12 protein-coding genes are annotated in these 18107 nt (G+C 66.8%); 5 read left to right on the top strand and 7 right to left on the bottom strand.

Annotation, left to right across the window (positions count from 1 at the left end; all coding sequences use genetic code 11):
• The first annotated feature begins 99 nt into the window (after positions 1 to 99).
• Entirely contained in the window at positions 100 to 4101 is a 4002-nt protein-coding gene (gene putA, locus ACX12D_RS19140; RefSeq protein ID WP_459372309.1) for a trifunctional transcriptional regulator/proline dehydrogenase/L-glutamate gamma-semialdehyde dehydrogenase, read from the top strand.
• A gap of 145 nt (positions 4102 to 4246) precedes the next feature.
• Positions 4247 to 5398 carry a branched-chain amino acid ABC transporter substrate-binding protein gene (locus ACX12D_RS19135; RefSeq protein WP_174426839.1) on the top strand — a complete coding sequence of 384 codons (1152 nt, stop codon included), beginning with the start codon at positions 4247 to 4249 and terminating at the stop codon, positions 5396 to 5398.
• A gap of 24 nt (positions 5399 to 5422) precedes the next feature.
• On the opposite strand, the gene ACX12D_RS19130 is transcribed toward ACX12D_RS19135, so the two are convergent.
• Positions 5423 to 6439 (bottom strand): hypothetical protein, encoded by a 1017-nt coding sequence (locus tag ACX12D_RS19130; protein WP_459372308.1) that lies wholly within the window; start codon positions 6437 to 6439, stop codon positions 5423 to 5425.
• 458 nt (positions 6440 to 6897) lie between these two features.
• Between ACX12D_RS19130 and ACX12D_RS19125 the strand changes: the two genes are divergently transcribed.
• From ACX12D_RS19125 to ACX12D_RS19115, 3 genes are all read left to right on the top strand, one after another.
• Positions 6898 to 8811 carry a tetratricopeptide repeat protein gene (locus ACX12D_RS19125; RefSeq protein WP_459372307.1) on the top strand — a complete coding sequence of 638 codons (1914 nt, stop codon included), beginning with the start codon at positions 6898 to 6900 and terminating at the stop codon, positions 8809 to 8811.
• A 165-nt stretch (positions 8812 to 8976) separates the two neighbouring features.
• Complete coding sequence (locus tag ACX12D_RS19120; protein WP_459372306.1) at positions 8977 to 10191, top strand: cation:proton antiporter; 1215 nt, start codon at positions 8977 to 8979, stop codon at positions 10189 to 10191.
• Entirely contained in the window at positions 10191 to 11306 is a 1116-nt protein-coding gene (locus ACX12D_RS19115; protein ID WP_459372305.1) for a YbdK family carboxylate-amine ligase, read from the top strand. The genes ACX12D_RS19120 and ACX12D_RS19115 overlap by 1 nt, the downstream gene beginning before the upstream one ends.
• On the opposite strand, the gene ACX12D_RS19110 is transcribed toward ACX12D_RS19115, so the two are convergent.
• The 6 genes from ACX12D_RS19110 to gcvP form a co-directional block, all read right to left on the bottom strand.
• Positions 11307 to 11786, bottom strand: a complete 480-nt coding sequence (locus tag ACX12D_RS19110; RefSeq protein WP_459372304.1) for an OsmC family protein — start codon at positions 11784 to 11786, stop codon at positions 11307 to 11309.
• A gap of 107 nt (positions 11787 to 11893) precedes the next feature.
• Positions 11894 to 12631, bottom strand: coding sequence for an MBL fold metallo-hydrolase (locus ACX12D_RS19105; RefSeq protein WP_441635744.1), 738 nt, complete (start codon positions 12629 to 12631; stop codon positions 11894 to 11896).
• Positions 12632 to 12685: 54 nt separating this feature from the next.
• The gene (locus tag ACX12D_RS19100; RefSeq protein WP_459372303.1) at positions 12686 to 13009 is read right to left on the bottom strand and encodes an EthD family reductase; all 324 of its coding nucleotides are present in this window, start codon (positions 13007 to 13009) and stop codon (positions 12686 to 12688) included.
• An 85-nt stretch (positions 13010 to 13094) separates the two neighbouring features.
• A complete protein-coding gene (locus ACX12D_RS19095; RefSeq protein ID WP_459372302.1) occupies positions 13095 to 14471 on the bottom strand; it encodes an L-serine ammonia-lyase in 1377 nt (458 codons plus the stop codon).
• 31 nt (positions 14472 to 14502) lie between these two features.
• Positions 14503 to 15045, bottom strand: coding sequence for a DUF421 domain-containing protein (locus ACX12D_RS19090; protein WP_459372301.1), 543 nt, complete (start codon positions 15043 to 15045; stop codon positions 14503 to 14505).
• A 113-nt stretch (positions 15046 to 15158) separates the two neighbouring features.
• Positions 15159 to 18080: an aminomethyl-transferring glycine dehydrogenase gene (gene gcvP / locus ACX12D_RS19085; protein ID WP_459372300.1), complete on the bottom strand. Its 2922-nt coding sequence runs from the start codon at positions 18078 to 18080 to the stop codon at positions 15159 to 15161.
• Positions 18081 to 18107: the final 27 nt, after the last annotated feature.

Below are 18107 nucleotides of genomic sequence, written 5' to 3'. Positions count from 1 at the left end.
AGTTGCACCTTTGGTTTGCCAGGGAGTATGATCGCGCCAATCTGCCGGTTTCCCCGCAGTCAGGAAACCGGCGTCCGCGTCTTACGGAGAATCAAGCGCATGGCCACCACCACCCTCGGCGTCAAACTCGACGACGCCTCCCGCGAGCGCCTCAAGCGCGTTGCGCAGTCGATCGACCGCACACCGCACTGGCTGATCAAGCAGGCGATCTTCACGTATCTGGAGCAAGTCGAACGGGGCAACATCCCGCATGAGACCAGCGCCGCCGGTACGGGGAGCGAGGGTGCGGCGGACGGTGCCGACGCCTTTGACGGCGCGGCGGGTGACGGCGCGATGCAGCCGTTCCTGGAGTTCGCGCAGAGCGTGCAGCCGCAATCGGTGCTGCGCGCGGCCATCACCGCTGGCTATCGCCGCCCCGAGTCCGAGTGCGTGCCGGTGCTGCTTGAGCAGGCTCGCCTGCCACATCAGCAGGCCGAAGCCGCTCTCGCCATGGCCCGGACCCTGGCCACGCGGCTGCGCGAGCGCAAGGTCGGCACCGGCCGCGAAGGGCTGGTGCAGGGCCTGATCCAGGAGTTCTCGTTGTCCTCGCAGGAAGGCGTGGCGCTGATGTGCCTGGCCGAGGCGCTGCTGCGCATTCCCGACAAGGCCACCCGCGACGCGCTGATCCGCGACAAGATCAGCGGCGCCAACTGGCAGTCGCACCTGGGCCAGAGCCCGTCGGTGTTCGTCAATGCCGCCACCTGGGGCCTGCTGTTTACGGGCAAGCTGGTGGCCACGCATACCGAAGCCGGCCTGTCCAAGGCGCTGACCCGCATCATCGGCAAGGGCGGCGAGCCGCTGATCCGCAAGGGCGTGGACATGGCGATGCGCCTGATGGGCGAACAGTTCGTCACCGGCGAGACCATTTCCGAGGCGCTGGCCAATGCGCGCAAGTACGAGGCCGAGGGCTTCCGCTACTCCTACGACATGCTGGGCGAAGCGGCCATGACCGAGGCCGACGCGCAGCGCTACCTGGCCTCCTACGAGCAGGCCATCAACGCCATCGGCCAGGCTTCGCGCGGGCGCGGCATCTATGAAGGCCCCGGCATCTCGATCAAGCTCTCGGCGCTGCATCCGCGCTACAGCCGCGCGCAGCATGAGCGCGTCATCAGCGAGCTCTACGGCCGCCTCAAGTCGCTGACCTTGCTTGCCCGCCAGTACGACATCGGCATCAACATCGACGCCGAGGAAGCCGACCGCCTGGAAATCTCGCTCGACCTGCTGGAGCGCCTGTGCTTCGAGCCCGAGCTGGCCGGCTGGAACGGCATCGGCTTCGTGGTGCAGGGCTACCAGAAGCGCTGCCCCTTCGTGATCGACTACCTGATCGACCTGGCCCGCCGCAGCCGCCACCGCCTGATGATCCGCCTGGTCAAGGGCGCATACTGGGACAGCGAGATCAAGCGTGCCCAGGTGGACGGGCTGGAGGGCTATCCGGTCTACACGCGCAAGGTCTATACCGACGTGTCCTACGTGGCCTGCGCGCGCAAGCTGCTGTCGGTGCCGGACGTGATCTACCCGCAGTTCGCCACCCACAACGCCCACACGCTGGCGGCCATCTACCAGATCGCCGGCCACAACTACTACCCCGGCCAGTACGAGTTCCAGTGCCTGCACGGCATGGGCGAGCCGCTGTACGACCAGGTGGTCGGCCCGCTGGCCGACGGCAAGTTCAACCGCCCGTGCCGGATCTACGCGCCGGTCGGCACGCATGAGACGCTGCTCGCCTACCTGGTGCGCCGCCTGCTGGAAAACGGTGCCAATACGTCCTTCGTGAACCGCATCGCCGACGACACCATCTCGCTGGACGAACTGGTGGCCGACCCGGTGGCCGTGGTCGAGCAGATGCACGCCGAGGAAGGTGCGCTTGGCCTGCCGCATCCGCGCATTCCGCAGCCACGCAACCTTTATGGCGAATCGCGGGCCAACTCCGCCGGTATCGACCTGTCCAACGAGCATCGCCTGGCTTCGCTGTCTTCGGCGCTGCTGGCCGGTACCAGCGAGGCCGTCAGTGCCGTGCCGCTGCTGGGCGTGGAAGCCGCCGCTGGCGCGGATGCCGGCCAGCCCGCACCCGTGCGCAACCCGTCCGACCTGCGCGACGTGGTCGGCCATGTCACCGAAGCCAGCATGGCCGAGGTGGAAGCCGCGCTGCAGGCCGCGGTGAACGCCGCGCCGATCTGGCAGGCGACCCCGGCCGATGTGCGCGCCGCCGCGCTGGAACGTGCCGCGGAACTGATGGAAGCGCAGATGCAGTCCCTGATGGGCATCATCGTGCGCGAGGCCGGCAAGACGTTCTCCAATGCCATCGCCGAAGTGCGCGAGGCGGTGGACTTCCTGCGCTATTACGCCGCGCAAGTGCGTGAAACCTTCTCCAGCGACACCCACCGCCCGCTCGGGCCGGTGGTCTGCATCAGCCCGTGGAATTTCCCGCTGGCCATCTTTACCGGCCAGGTCGCGGCCGCGCTGGCCGCCGGCAACACCGTGCTGGCCAAGCCCGCCGAGCAGACCCCGCTAATTGCTGCCCAGGCCGTGCGCTTGCTGCGCGAGGCTGGCGTGCCGGCTGGCGCCGTGCAATTGTTGCCGGGCCGCGGCGAAACCGTGGGCGCCGCGCTGGTAGGCGACGCTCGCGTCAAGGGCGTGATGTTCACCGGCTCCACCGAAGTGGCGCGCCTGCTGCAACGCAGCGTGGCCGGCCGGCTGGACGCGGCTGGCCGCCCGGTGCCGCTGATCGCCGAAACCGGCGGCCAGAACGCGATGATCGTGGACTCCTCCGCGCTGGCCGAGCAGGTGGTTGGCGACGTGGTCAACTCCGCCTTCGACTCGGCCGGCCAGCGCTGTTCCGCGCTGCGCGTGCTGTGCCTGCAGGAAGACGTGGCCGACCGCGTGCTGGAAATGCTCAAGGGCGCCATGGACGAGCTCACCATGGGCAACCCGGACCGTTTGTCCACCGACGTCGGCCCGGTCATTGACGAAGAGGCGCGCGGCAACATCGTGCGCCATATCGACGCCATGCGCGCCAAGGGCCGCCGCGTCCACCAGGCCGACCCGAACGGCGCGGCCAGCGCGGCCTGCCGCAATGGCACCTTTGTGTCGCCAACGCTGATCGAGCTCGACAGCATCGAAGAGCTGCAGCGCGAAGTCTTTGGCCCCGTGCTGCACGTGGTGCGCTACCCGCGAGCTGGCCTCGACACGCTGCTTGCGCAGATCAACGGCACTGGCTACGGCCTGACCATGGGCATTCACACCCGCATCGACGAAACCATCGAGCACATCGTCGAGCGCGCGGAAGTGGGCAACCTCTACGTCAACCGCAATATCGTGGGTGCGGTGGTGGGCGTGCAGCCCTTCGGCGGCGAGGGCCTGTCCGGCACCGGCCCCAAGGCGGGCGGCCCGCTGTACCTGCACCGCCTGTTGTCGGTCTGCCCGCAGGACGCCGTGGCCCGCGTGGTGCGCGGCTCCGACACTGCCGGCGGCGCCGACGAGACCGGCCCGGTGCGCCGCACGCTGACCGAGGCACTGGGTACGCTCAAGGCATGGGCGCAGCGCGAGAGCGCGGCGCCGCCCGAACTGGCGGCGGCGTGCGAGCGCTTTGCCGCGGCCTCGGCGGCCGGCCTGTCGGTCACGCTGCCCGGCCCCACCGGCGAGCGCAACACCTACACGCTGCTGCCGCGCGCCGCCGTGCTGTGCCTGGCCCAGCAGGAGACCGACCTGGCCGTGCAGCTGGCGGCGGTACTGGCGGCTGGCAGCCAGGCCGTGTGGGTTGAAAGCCCGATGGCCCGGGCCCTGTTTGCGCGCCTGCCCAAGGCAGTACAATCGCGCGTCAGCCTGGTGGCCGACTGGTCGGCCAGCGACACCGGCTTCGACGCGGTCCTCCACCATGGCGATTCCGACCAGCTGCGCGCTGTGTGCGAGCAGCTGGCCACGCGCCCCGGCCCGATTATTTCGGTGCAAGGCCTGGCACATGGTGAACCGAATATCGCCATCGAGCGTTTGTTGATCGAGCGTTCGCTGTCCGTCAATACGGCGGCAGCGGGCGGCAATGCGAGTTTGATGACGATCGGCTAACCGCCGGGCGTCGATCGAAGCGACGCGAGGCAGCGGTGATCCCGCAAACCTCGCGTATTTGAAAATCGGGGAGCGTTTCGCGCCACACCCGGACGCGTCCAAAAACGCAGCAAAGGCTATAGAGAATAGCTACCAAGGAGAACAGATGAACTCGACTTTCCACAAGACGGCCCTCACCGTTGCCCTGTCCGTCGCTGGCCTGTGCGCCACCTCGGCCGCCTTCGCCCAGGCGCAGGAAATCAAGCTGGGCTTTGCCGCGCCGATGACCGGCGGCCAGGCGCAATACGGCAAGGACATGCAGAACGGCGTCGTCCTCGCCATCGAGGAAATGAACGCGACCAAGCCCAAGATCGGCGGCAAGGACGTCAAGTTCGTACTGCTCTCTGAAGACGACGCGGCAGACCCCAAGACCGGCTCGGTGGTCGCGCAAAAGCTGGTCGACAATGGCATCCAGGGCATGCTGGGCCACTTCAACTCGGGCACCAGCATCCCGGCGTCGATGGTCTACAACCGCGCTGGCATTCCCCAGATCGCCATGGCAACGGCGCCTGAGTACACCCGCCAGGGCTTCAAGACCACCTTCCGCATGATGACCTCCGACACCCAGCAGGGCTCGGTGATCGGTGCCTTCGTGGTGAAGAAGCTGGGCGCCAAGAACATCGCCATCGTCGACGACCGCACCGCCTACGGCCAAGGCCTGGCCGACGAGTTCGAGAAGGCCGCCAAGGCCGCCGGCGGCAAGATCGTGCGCCGCGAGTTCACCAACGACAAGGCGGTGGACTTCAAGGCCGTGCTGACCAACATCAAGCGCAGCAACCCGGACGTGATCTTCTTTGGCGGCGCCGAGACGCAATCCGCGCCGATGGCCAAGCAGGTCAAGGAACTCGGCATGAAGTCGCCGGTGGTGTCGGGCGAAATGTCGAAGACCGACAACTTCCTCAAGCTGGCCGGCCCTGCCGCCGAGGGCACGGTCGTCTCGCTGGCCGGCCTGCCGCTGGAGCAGATGCCCGGTGGCACCGCCTACGAGAAGAAGTACGAGAAGCGCTTCGGCGGCAAGGTGCAGACCTACTCGCCGTACGCCTATGACGGCGCCACCGCCTTGATGACCGCCATGATCAAGGCGGGCTCGGCCGATCCGGCGCGCTACCTGCCGGTGCTGGCGGCCACCAACATGCAAGGCGTGACCACCAAGACCCTGGCCTACGACGCGCGCGGCGACCTGAAGGACGGCGGCATCACCGTCTACAAGGTAGTTGGCGGCAAGTGGACCGTGCTGGAGACGGTAGGCGGCAAGTAAGCCATTGCCCCCGGCAGGGCACCATTAGCGTCCTGCATCTGACGCCATCCCGGTGGGATGGCGTTTTTTGTTTTGCGGCAGGCGAATTCGCCAGGACTCGTCAGGAATGTGATCCGCCGCGCCTCCGCCTGAAAGTCTTGCTTCGATCGCGGCGGTGGCGGACAACCAGTCGTTGTAGCGGGCTAAATCGAGAAAATCAATCAAGCCGGAGTCGTTGGCGAAGGTCGGCTGGCCTTGCGTGAGGAGCTCCTGGAGCGGGCGCAGGGTCTCCAGGTGGAGCGATGAAAGCGCATGCGGCAACAGGACCATGGCAGCAAGATCCTCAGCCAGGAGCCCACTGGGTACACCTGCATGCCCAATGGCCTGCAGTGCCTGACGCTGAGCCTTGGGTTCCTGGATCAAGGGTAGGAGGAAACCCAGTTCCTTCGCGTACTCGGCTCGGCTTATGGTGCCGCCTGACAGAGCGGCGTTCAAGATGGGAATGCTATCGGGGAACAAGCCTAGTCGCGCATATTGCATGACCGCCTGATGCGCAATTTCAGTGTCTGGCGAGCGGGCCGCCTTTGCGAGCATGGCTGCGACCTGAGGATTAGCCCCGAGGCGAGATTGCTCGGCGGCAGACAAGGCCAGGTCGGTTTCATATTGCGATGCCAGCAAGTTGACTAGAGCGCGTTTGACCTGCTCGGCGTGGACAGTCCCGTACAAGCTGGCTTCAATCCGCAACGCCGTTCTGGCACCAGGCGGAAGTGGCAGCAATCTCATCGTATCCAACAAATACTGGGCGCTTGTCGGATTGTGGCGAGTGGCTTCGAAGTCATGCCAAAGCCAATCGAATTTTTGCTCGGGTGTGAGGGTTGTATCCGAGATGATGCGTTGCGTATGGCGCTGAAGGCTTTCAAGATCGGCTCCCTCGCCGAGGGCGGCCTGATTTGACACTGGCTCCGCGACAGCACTTTGCTGTGGGGGCGCGACGTCCGCGGCCATGATCAGGCTCGGCAACAGTGCAAGCAGCAGCGTTTTCGGATATCCGAATATGCGCATTGAAACTTCCCCAGACAGCTTGATGGGCGTTTGCCGCGAACTTGGCCGGTGCCGGCGGGATCGGCGCCATGTGTACAAAGTAGATGAGTTGCCTGGGTTACCCCAATCGGCAATTTCTGAAATTAGGGCAGGAAATTTCTCAACGCGCCGTGCACAGCAGGTTATCCACAGGGAATATGACCGCTGGCCCTGGTGCACCCGCCCACAACTGGCCCGCGTTCTACACGGTCTCTCCGGGGGGGCATGGCCAAGATGGCTGCGCCAAGCGATGCGCGACGGCTGGAGAGCTCGATGCAGACGCGGCTTCCAGGCGGCGATGCCGTTTCTGCATACATCGGTGCAAAGCCGTTGTCCAGCGTTGCGGCTGCGACGGGAATCGCCTCTTTTTCTCACGAGCAGGAGGGGGCCACGATGGCGCATAATCCCGCACTCGCACATCCACCCCGAAGGAGCAGTCCGTGTCCGTGCAGGAAGTCAGCTACGACCACGCCATCGAGCTAGCCAACGCAGAGCGCTACGATGAAGCGCTGGTCATTCTCGACCAGCTTTCGCAGGCGCAGCCTCAAGTGGTGGATTTCGATTGCCTGCGGGCACGCCTGCATTTCGACCGCGGCGACGCGCAGGCCGCCTTTGCCGTGCTCGATGCGGCGCTGGCCAAGCTGCCCGGGCTGCCGCTGCACCCGGCGCACCGCTGGTCCTCGCGCGGCGTGATCGCGCACCGCTACGGCATGCTGCTGATGGGGATGGAGCGCTTGCCCGAGGCGTTGCCCTGGCTGGAAGAAGCTGCGCTGCGCAACGGCTTGTCCTCCGGCGAGTGGAGCGCCCGCCTGCATGCCGGGCTGGTGCATTACCGGCTGGGCAATTTCGCCGCGGCCGGCGCTTATTGGTATGACCTGCTTTATCGCGCGCCGGATCTTGGCGCCGAAGACATCCTGGGCCAGGCGCTGGCCCACGTGAATGCCGCCGGCGACGAGGCCGAGCCGATGCTGCGCCTGTGCCTGGCGCGGATCGGCCTTGACAACCCCGACCTGTTGGAGCTCGACGAAGCCGCGGGCGATGCCCTGGCCGCCGAGCAGGCGGCCATCGTGCTGGCCAGCCAGCCGGACCACCCGCATGCCCGCCGCATCCGCGCGCCGCTGCGCTACCGCGCGGGCGAGCTCGAGGGTGCCTGGGACGACTTCGCCACCTACCAGCGCAAGGCGCCGGACCCCAAGGCGCAGGTGCGCGAGCTCGAATGGCGCCACCAGTCCGGCGAGGCCGAGCCTTGGCTGCGCTTTGCCTTTGTCGAGGGCGCGACGGATGCGACCGGTTACTACAACGCTGGCGTGGCGCTGGCTGAGTTCATGGACGCTGTGCCGGCTGCCGAGGCGGCGTTGATGCCGCACCTGATCAAGGCCTATCGCCTTGGCCTGGCGCGCTTCGAAGCCTACTTCGCCACCGGCGAGGGCGGCTACGACGACGCCGATCCCCATATCTACTCCTTGCTGTGCCACAACCTTGCCACCCGGCTGGAAGGCGACGGCAACCGCGCGGAGCGCATCGCGCTGCACGAGAAGGGCATCGCGGTCAGCGAGTTCATCGAGCACTGGATCGACCTGCTCGAATGCCTGGAGGCAGCCGGCCAGCACGGTAAAGCCGTGGAAGTCGCGGGCGACGTGCTCAACCGCTATCCGCTGGAGCGCGATCCCGCCAACGTGGGCTGGATCTTCAGCCGGCTGATGAGCACCTGGAAGGCCATCGGCGGCACGGAAGTGACGTCGGCGGCCCGTGATGCGCTGGCGCACATGGATGCGCGCGCCGATGCCTTGCCGGTGGAGGAGCGCAGCCAGACCGCGCACGCGCTGGCCCACGCCCGCGCGCACTTCGCGGGGCTGCTGCGCAATGCCATGGACAGCATGGACCAGCACGACCGCATCGACACGCAGGCCGAGATCGAGGCCCTGCAGCGCCGCGCGCTGCTGATCGAGGACGCGTGGCTTTGCAACCAGTTCGGCATGATCTGGCGCGGCCTGGGCGCGCCGGAGCGCGCGCTGCCGCTGTTCGAGCAAGCCATCGCCCTGACCGCCGACGATCCTGCGGACCAGGCCTTCCCGCGCCTGCAGCGCGCGCTGATCCGCAACGGCGAGAAGCAATACGCGCAAGCACTGACGGATTTCGAGGCGGCATTTGCCGCGCGCGACCGCTGGGACGGCGAGGCCTACCTCGGCGCCGTCGAGGCCGCGCTGGGCCTGGAGCAGCGCGAGACCGCGCTGGGCTACTTCGACAAGGCTCGCGCGAGCGGCGCCGCGCAGGGCAAGACGCGCTCACTCTATGCCCGCATGGAAACCGGCCTGCGTGCAACGCGTCCGGGGTGGAAGTTCTGGGGCGTGTAGCCGGCAAGGCGGGCCGCATCCTCGGCCCGGTCACGATAAAAGAACGCCATCCCTGTAAGATGGCGTTTTTTTACGTGTGAACGCGTCACGTTGACGGCAGATTCCGTGCCTCTGTCGGACAAACGCCGACATGGAATGTCATGTGGCTCCGCTACCATATATCCCATGAATGGACTGAGCCAATTGTTTCCAAGCCTGCCCCTGGTACCGGGCGGGCTTTTCTGGGTCGGGCTGGCGCTGGTGGGCGCCGGCCTGGCGGGCGAGGCATGCCGCATGTACCTGCGGCTGCCCCGCATCGTCGGCTACGCGGCCACGGGCCTCGCGGCTGGCATGCTCGGCCGCGGCATCGTGGACGAGGACATGATCGCGCAGACCCGCATCCTGATCGACATGGCGCTGGCGCTCGCCCTGTTCGAGCTCGGGCACCGGCTCTCGCTCACCTGGCTGCGGGCCAATCGCTGGCTGCTCTTCACCAGCGCCTTTGAAAGCCTGCTGACCTGGGGCCTGGTCTCCGCCGTGCTGCAATGGATCGGCGTGAGCCCGGCGGTCGCCATCCTGGCCGGTGGCATTGCCGTCAGCACCTCGCCCACCATCGTGCTGCAGCTCAAGAACGAGCTGCGCGCCGAAGGGCAGGTGACCGAGCGGCTGCTCGCCATGGCCGCGCTGAACAGTATCTACGCCGCCGCCATTGTCCAGGTCGCCACCGGCTGGCTGCATTCCGAATACGGCAACCTGGGTGCGGCGCTGCTGCATCCGCTTTACCTGCTGGTGGGTTCCTGCCTGCTGGCCTGGGGCGCCGGCAAGCTCGGCCACGCGATCTATGCGCGCATGGAAACGGACGATCACTACAGCTTCCTCGTGCTGGTAGGGTTGGTTCTGTTCACGCTGGCGCTCACGCGCGTGCTCAAGCTGTCGATGCCGCTTACGCTGATGCTGGCCGGCGTGGTGTTCAAGCACCAGGACAGCCAGCCGCGCGTGTGGCCGGCGCACTTCGGCAGCGCGGGCAGCTTGCTGATCATCGTGATGGTGGTCTCGCTCGGCCTGCCGCTGACGGCGCACGACTGGGCCATCGGTGGTGGCGCCGCCTGTGTGCTGGTACTGCTGCGCCACATTGCCAAGCTGGTGGGCGTCGTCTCGCTGGGTTCGTTCTCGGGCCTGAGCATGAAGCAGTGCGTGGCCCTCGGGCTTGCGCTGGCACCCATGTCGGGCCTCGCGTACTTGCTGATGAACGATATCGCGCTGTTATACCCCGCCACGGGTGAGCCGCTGGCGGCCATCATCCTGTGCACGCTGGCGGTCGAGCAGTTGCTCGGGCCCACGCTGGCGGGCTGGGCACTTCGCTATGCGGGCGAGGTCAGAAGCAATGGAGGAGGGCGCTGATGTCACTCGAACCGTTCAAGCATTCCGAGGCGCTGACGTTTGGCGTGGAACTGGAGCTGCAACTCGTCAACCGGCATGACTACGACCTGGCGCCGTTCGCGCCGGATTTGCTGCGTGTGCTGAAAGGCGCGCAGCACGCCGGCGACATCAAGCCCGAGATCAGCCCCTCGATGATCGAGATCAGCACCGGCATCTGCAAAAGTTATGCACAGGCGCTGGACGAGCTGGGCACCATGCGCGACCTGATGGTCGATGCCTCGCACTCGCTCAACCTCGGCATCTGCGGCGGCGGCACGCACCCGTTCCAGCAATGGGCCGACCGCACTATTTCCGATTCGCCGCGCTACCAGTACATTTCCGAGCTCTATGGCTACCTGGCCAAGCAGTTCACGGTGTTTGGCCAGCACGTGCACATCGGCTGCCCGAGCGCGGATGAGTCGCTGTTCCTGCTCCACGCCATCGGCCGCTACGTGCCGCATTTCATCGCGCTGGCCGCCTCCTCGCCCTATGTGCAAGGCGTGGACACCGGCTTCGCCTCGGCACGGCTGAATTCCGTCGCCGCCTTCCCCATGAGCGGGCGCGCGCCGTATCTGCTCACCTGGGACGCCTTTACCGCGTACTTCAACAAGATGCGCAACACGGGCGTGATCGAGAGCATGAAGGACTTCTACTGGGATATCCGCCCCAAGCCGGAGTTCGGCACCATCGAGGTCCGCGTGATGGACACGCCGCTGACCGTCGGGCGCGCCTGCGATATCGCCGCCTACATCCAGGCGCTCGCGCGCTACCTGCTGCTGTCGCGCCCTTTCATGCCGCAGGAAGACGACTACCTGGTCTACACCTTCAACCGCTTCCAGGCTTGCCGCTTCGGGCTGGAAGGCGAGTATGTGCACCCCAACGAGCTGACCCGGAGGCCGATCGCTGACCACATCATCTCGATCTGCGACGCGCTGGTGCCGCATGCCGAAGCGCTGGGCTCGCTCGATGCGCTGGCCAATATCCGCGCGCTGGCGCAAAGCCGCAATGGCGACGCGGAGCGCGTGCGCCAGATCGAAAGCACCACGCGCAGCCTGCGCGAAACGGTACGGCAGACCTGCGACAGCTGGGCTGGCTGACTACGCCAGCGCGCCCACGTACACCGGCTCGCAGCGCAGCTCCGACTTCACCGAGTTGGCAATGAAGCAGGCCTCGTGCGCCGTGTGATGCAGGTGCGCCAGTTCCTCCCGGGTCGGCTGGCGCTCGCCGGAGAAGGTGACCTCCGGCCTGAGCGTGACCACCGTCATGGCCATCCGGCCTTCCGCGTTCTTCGCCATGATGCCGACCGCTGCATCGAAGTAACGGTCGACGCAGAACTTGTGCTTGGCGGCGATGGAAAGGAACCACAGCATGTGGCAACTGGAGAGTGACGCAACGAAGGCTTCTTCGGGATCGACGGCGGCGGCGTCCGACATGGGCAAGGGCACGACATGGGGCGATGAGGATCCGGGTACTTCCACGCCGCCGTCGAAGCGCAGCAGGTGCTTGCGGCTATAGCGGTTGCCGAGGAAATCCTGCTCGCCACGTTGCCAGAGGATCTCTGCGGTGTACTGGGCCATGTCTTCTCTCTCCATTCAGGCGCCTGCCAGGGCCGATTGCCAATTGCCAATTGCTAATTGCTAATGGTTGATTGCCGAATGCCTATCGTTTCACACGCGCGCGTGCGTCACGCCCCGTGCGGCACGCTTTCGCCATCCCGCAGCCCGAGCCGCTGGTTGGCGGGGACAGCCACATCGATCAGCTTCGGCTTGGGCAGGTTCAGCTGCCCCATCATCTCGATGAACTGGGTACGCGTGCGCCCGGCCACACGGCTGTTGTTGGCGCGCTCGAAGCCGATGGTGGATGCGGTGCGGCCCTTGTAGTCGTGGGCCGGGTAGACCACGGTGTCGTCGGGCAGGGCGAAGAGTTTCTGCGTGAGGCTGTCGTACAGCGTGCCGGCGTCGCCGGACTGGAAGTCGGTGCGGCCGCAACCGTCGATCAGCAGCGTGTCGCCGGTGAAGACGCGGCGCACCGGGCCGGCGGGCGTGGCCTCCTCCCACAGGTAGCTCATGCTGCCGGCGGTGTGCCCCGGCGTATGGATGGCGCGCAGCGTCTGCGTGCCGAACTGCAGCGTGTCGGCGTCGATCAGCTGCTTTTGCGCGGGTTGGATGTCGCAGCCCGAGGGGGCTGCGGTGCGCGCGCCGGTTTGCAGTGCAACATGGCCGGCCGAGGTGATGTGGTCCGCGTGGGCATGGGTTTCGACCACCCACGCCAGCGTGACACCGCTGGCCTGCAGCAGCGCCATGTCGCGCTCCAGCTGGTGGTCCACCGGATCGATCAGCAGCGCCTGGCGCGTGGCGGCATCGATCAGCAAGTAGGTGTAGGTGGACGAAGTCTCGTCAAACAGCTGATGGAAGGTCTGCATGGCCATGCCCGCTAGTGGGGAAACCGTACATGATAGCGCCGCCAGCGGGCGCAATCAGCCAATCGTCAGCACTTCGCTGATCTGCATCACGGGAGCCGCATCCGTGTAATTGGGGATATCGAGCTGCAGCTCGTTGCCGGCTGCCTTGGCGGCGGCCACGAAGTCAGGCACGGACTCGAACAGGAAATGGCACATCACCGTGAAGGCCGGATCGGAACCCGGCGCGCCGGCGCCCAGCCCGCGTTCCACCGCCACGCCGCGATAGCCCGGGTGCGCGCCGAACAGCGCGACGGCGCGCGGCATGTGGCGCTGCAGGTAGTAATCCATGTCGAACTTGCCGCCCTTGCTGTGCGGATAGAGAAAGCTGACCTTGATCATGCCGGACTCCAGTTGAATGGGATTGGGGGGAATGCCCGGCAAGCGTAGCAGAAAGCACGCATTCGCTTGCGCCGGCGACGCGGCCTCAGCACTCCACGATATTCACCGCCAAGCCGCCACGCGCCGTTTCCTTGTACTTGGTCTTCATGTCGGCGCCGGTCTCGCGCATGGTCTTGATCACGGAGTCGAGCGAGACATAGTGCATGCCGTCGCCGCGCAGCGCCATGCGCGCGGCGTTCACGGCCTTCACCGAGGCCATGGCGTTGCGCTCGATGCAAGGAATCTGCACCAGCCCGCCGACCGGGTCGCAGGTCAGCCCGAGGTTGTGCTCCATGCCGATCTCGGCCGCGTTCTCCACCTGCTCCGGCGTGCCGCCCATCACGGCGGCAAGAGCGCCGGCGGCCATCGAGCAGGCCACGCCGACCTCGCCCTGGCAGCCGACTTCGGCGCCGGAGATCGATGCGTTGAGCTTGTAGAGCATGCCGATGGCGCCGGCTGTCAGCAGGAAGTCGATCACGCCCTGCGGGTTGGCGCCGGGCACGAAGCGGTCGTAGTAATGCAGCACGGCCGGGATGATGCCGGCGGCGCCGTTGGTGGGCGCGGTGACCACACGGCCGCCGGCCGCGTTTTCCTCGTTGACGGCGATCGCGTACAGGTTGACCCAGTCGATCACCGAGAGCGGATCGGCCAGCGAGCGCTCGGCGTGCTCGGTGAGATTGCGGAACAGGTCGTGGGCGCGGCGCTTGACCTTGAACGGCCCGGGCAGCTCGCCGTCGGTGCGGCAGCCGCGTGCCACGCAGGCTTGCATCACGGCCCAGATCTGCAGCAAGCCGGCGTTGACCTCGGCCTCGCTGCGCCACACGCATTCGTTTTCCATCATCAGCCGCGCAATGCTCTTCTTGCTGGCGGCTGCCATCTCCAGCATCGCGCGCCCGCTGCGAAACGGATGCGGCAACTGCTGGTCAGCCTCCAGGATATGCGTATTGGCTGCGCCGGCGGAGATGATGAAGCCGCCCCCCACCGACAGGTAGCGCCCTTCGCGGATGCGCTCGCCGCCAGCATTGAAGGCGTGGAACTTCATGCCGTTGGGATGCTCGGCCATGGCCTCGCGGCGGTAAAAGACGATGTGCTCCTTCTCCACGAAGGGCACGGGATGGGTGCCCAGCAGCGAGAGCGTGCGGCTGGCGCGCAGCGCGGCCAGCCGCCCGTCGATGGTGTCGGGGTCGATGGTGTCGGGCGCTTCGCCCAGCAAGCCGAGGATCACGCCCTTGTCGGTGCCGTGGCCGCGGCCGGTGGCGCCGAGCGAGCCGTACAGCTCCACGCGCACGCTGGCCACTTGCGGCAACAGGCCGTCGCGCGCCAGGCCCTGCGCGAACATCAGCGCGGCGCGCATCGGACCAACGGTGTGCGAGCTCGATGGGCCAATGCCCACCTTGAACAGATCGAAGACGCTGACAGCCACGGTAGGCTCCTGGGGTTGGCTAGCGCCGGGATCAGACCGGCGCGTCCATGTCCTGATTAATGGGGGCGCGCCACAGCGAACCCGCCGCATTGGGCGGCGTGGGCGGCGCGTCTTTCTTTACCAGCACGCTGATGGTGCCGTCGTTCTCGAGGATCGCGAAATGCACATCGGCAACGCGCTCGCACCCTGCATGGCGTAGTGCCTTGTGCAGGTCGTCGCGGGTCACGAAAGCGCGCTTCATCACGTCACCGAAAACCATGCCGTCGTGAATCAATATCTGCGGGCGCCCCTCGACGACGTTCTCGAAGCGCCGGCTGCGCCAGCTCAGCCACGCCAGCACAAGGTTGGCGCCGACCAGCGTCACCGCCAGGATCAACCCGGCCGTGACGGAGTTGTCCCCGGCGTTCATGGAATTCTGCACGGCGTTGGACAGCACCAGCAGCAGCACCAGGTCGAGCGAGGTGAGCTGCCCGATCTGGCGCTTGCCGGACAGCCGCAGCAGCACCAGCAGGCTGCCGTAGACGATCAGTCCGCGCAGGACGAATTCCCACCATGGGGCGCTGAGATTCCACATGCGTGCTCCGCATTCCGGGCACGGCCGGATGGCCGCGCATCCACACAGAGCATAGCGCGAGGGCGATGCGCCGGGGCAGCCGCGACCCGCGGCGGCCCCGGCCTCATGCCCGCTTACTCTTCAGCGTACTCGCTCATGGGCACGCAGGCGCAGAACAGGTTGCGGTCGCCGTACACGTTGTCCGCACGGCCAACGGGCGGCCAGTACTTCTGCGTGCGCAGCGCGGCCACCGGGTAGGCGGCTTCCTGGCGCGTGTACTTGTGTTCCCACACGTCGGCGGTGATCACCGCGGCGGTGTGCGGCGCGTTCTTCAGCGGGTTGTCCTCGCGGTCGAAGGTGCCGTCTTCCACGCGGGCGATCTCGGCGCGGATGGCGATCATCGCGTCGATAAAGCGGTCCAGCTCGTGCAGGGCTTCGCTCTCGGTCGGCTCGATCATTAGCGTGCCCGGCACCGGGAAGCTCATGGTGGGGGCGTGGAAGCCGTAGTCCATCAGGCGCTTGGCCACGTCCTCGTTGGAGATGCCGGTGGTCTTCTGCAGCGCGCGCACGTCCAGGATGCACTCGTGCGCCACCAGGCCGTGCTGGCCGGTGTAGAGCACGGGGAAGTGCGGCGACAGGCGGCGCGCCACGTAGTTGGCGGCCAGGATGGCGTTTTCGGTGGCGGCGGTCAGGCCGGCCGAGCCCATCATGGCGATGTACATCCACGAGATCGGCAGGATGCTGGCCGAGCCGAACGGCGCGGCGGACACGCCGCCGATGCCCTGGTCGTCGCGGCGATAGCCCACGCTGTCCTGGTTGGGCAGGAAGTCAGCCAGATGCGCGCCGACCGCCACCGGGCCAACGCCCGGGCCGCCACCGCCGTGGGGGATGCAGAAGGTCTTGTGCAGGTTCAGGTGGGACACGTCGCCACCGAACTGGCCTGGCGCGGCGGTGCCGACCATGGCGTTCATGTTGGCGCCGTCCACATAGACCTGGCCACCGTGCTGGTGCACGATGTCGCAGATCTGCTGCACGCCCTGTTCGAATACGCCGTGCGTAGACGGATAGGTGATCATGATCGCGGCGAGGTTCTTGCTGTGCTGCTCGGCCTTTTTCGCCAGGTCTGCCAGGTCGACGTTGCCGTTCTCGTCACAGGCCACCACCACCACCTTCATGCCGGCCATCTGTGCCGACGCCGGGTTGGTGCCGTGCGCGGAGGAGGGGATCAGGCAGATGTCGCGGTGGCTTTCGCCACGGCTGGCGTGGTACGCATGGATGATCAGCAGGCCGGCGTATTCGCCTTGCGAGCCGGCATTGGGCTGCAGGCTGACCGCGGCGTAGCCGGTGGCGGCGCACAGCATGGCTTCGAGCTGGTCGATCATCTCGCGGTAGCCGACCGTCTGGTCCAGCGGCGCGAACGGGTGGATCTTGCTGAACTCGGGCCACGTCACCGGGATCATCTCGCTGGTGGCGTTGAGCTTCATGGTGCACGAGCCCAGCGGGATCATGGTGCGGTCCAGCGCCAGGTCCTTGTCGGCCAGCATGCGCAGGTAGCGCAGCATTTCGTGCTCGGCGTGGTGCGTGTTGAACACCGGGTGCGTCAGGTAGGTGCTCTGGCGCGCCAGGCCGGCCGGGAACGCATCTAGCGCGGCGGCTTCGAGTGCATCGAAGCCGGGCACCGGCTTGCCGTGGGCGAAGATTTCCAGCAGGGCGATGACGTCCTCGCGCGAGGCGGTCTCATCCAGCGAGATGCCGATGCGGGTGGCGCCGGCGTGGCGCAGGTTGATGCCCCGCGCGGTTGCCGAAGCATGCAGGGCTTCGGTATTGAAGCCGGTTTCCACCGTCAGCGTATCGAAGAAGGTGGCGTTGGTGCGCGCGTAGCCCAGTTGCTCCAGGCCGCCGGCCAGCGTGGCCGTCAGGCGGTGCACGCGCTGGGCGATGCGCTTGAGGCCTTGCGGGCCGTGGTACACGGCGTACATCGAGGCCATCACAGCCAGCAGTACCTGTGCCGTGCAGATGTTCGACGTCGCTTTCTCGCGGCGGATATGCTGCTCGCGCGTTTGCAGGGCCAGGCGGTATGCCTTGTTGCCTTGCGCGTCGATGGTCACGCCCACCAGGCGGCCGGGCATGGAGCGCTTGAAGGCATCCTTGACCGCCATGTAGCCGGCGTGCGGGCCGCCAAAGCCGAGCGGCACGCCAAAGCGTTGCGAGTTGCCCACCGCCACGTCGGCGCCCCACTCGCCGGGCGCGGCGATCAGGGTCAGCGCCAGCAGGTCGGCGGCAGCCACCACGAGGCCGCCGGCAGCGTGCACCGCATCGGCGATGGCGCGGTAGTCGGCCACATCGCCGTTCACGCCGGGGTACTGCAGCAGCACGCCGAAGGCATGGGCGCCGGCCGCTTCGGCAGCGGGGCCAACCTTGACTTCGATGCCCAGCGGCAGCGCGCGGGTGCGTACCACTTCCAGCGTTTGCGGCAGCACGTCGTCCGCGACATAGAAGGTGGTGGAGGCGTGCTTGTTGACGCGCTGCAGCAGCGTCATGGCTTCGGCAGCCGCCGTGCCTTCATCCAGCATCGACGCATTGGCGATGTCCAGGCCGGTCAGGTCGGTCACCATTTGCTGGAAGTTCAGCATGGCTTCCAGGCGGCCTTGGGAGATCTCGGGCTGGTAGGGCGTGTAGGCGGTGTACCAGGCCGGGTTCTCGAAGATGTTGCGCAGCACCACGCCCGGGGTCAGCGTGTTGTAGTAGCCCTGGCCGATAAAGCTCTTGAGCACGCGGTTCTTGCTGGCCAGGCCACGCAGCTTGGCCAGCGCGGCTTCTTCGGTCAGCGGCGCGGTGAACTCGCCCAGCGGCATGCCGTCGCGGCGGCGGATGGCGGCGGGGATGACGGCGTCGATCAGTGCGGCGCGGCTGTCATAGCCCAGCACCTTGAGCATGTGCTGTTGTTCGGCGTCGTCGGGGCCGATATGGCGGGAGGCGAAGGCGTCGCGCGCCTCCAGTTCGGCCAGCGTGGGCCGGGCAACTTGGGCGGCGGTCATGGGCAGCGGGGCGTTCATGGCAAGAATCTCGTGGGAGCGTGCGGC

The sequence above is a fragment of the Cupriavidus sp. PET2-C1 genome (genome assembly GCF_054515855.1).
The sequence above is the reverse complement of the archived record's forward strand: the minus strand, read 5'-3'. Positions and strand labels throughout refer to the sequence as shown.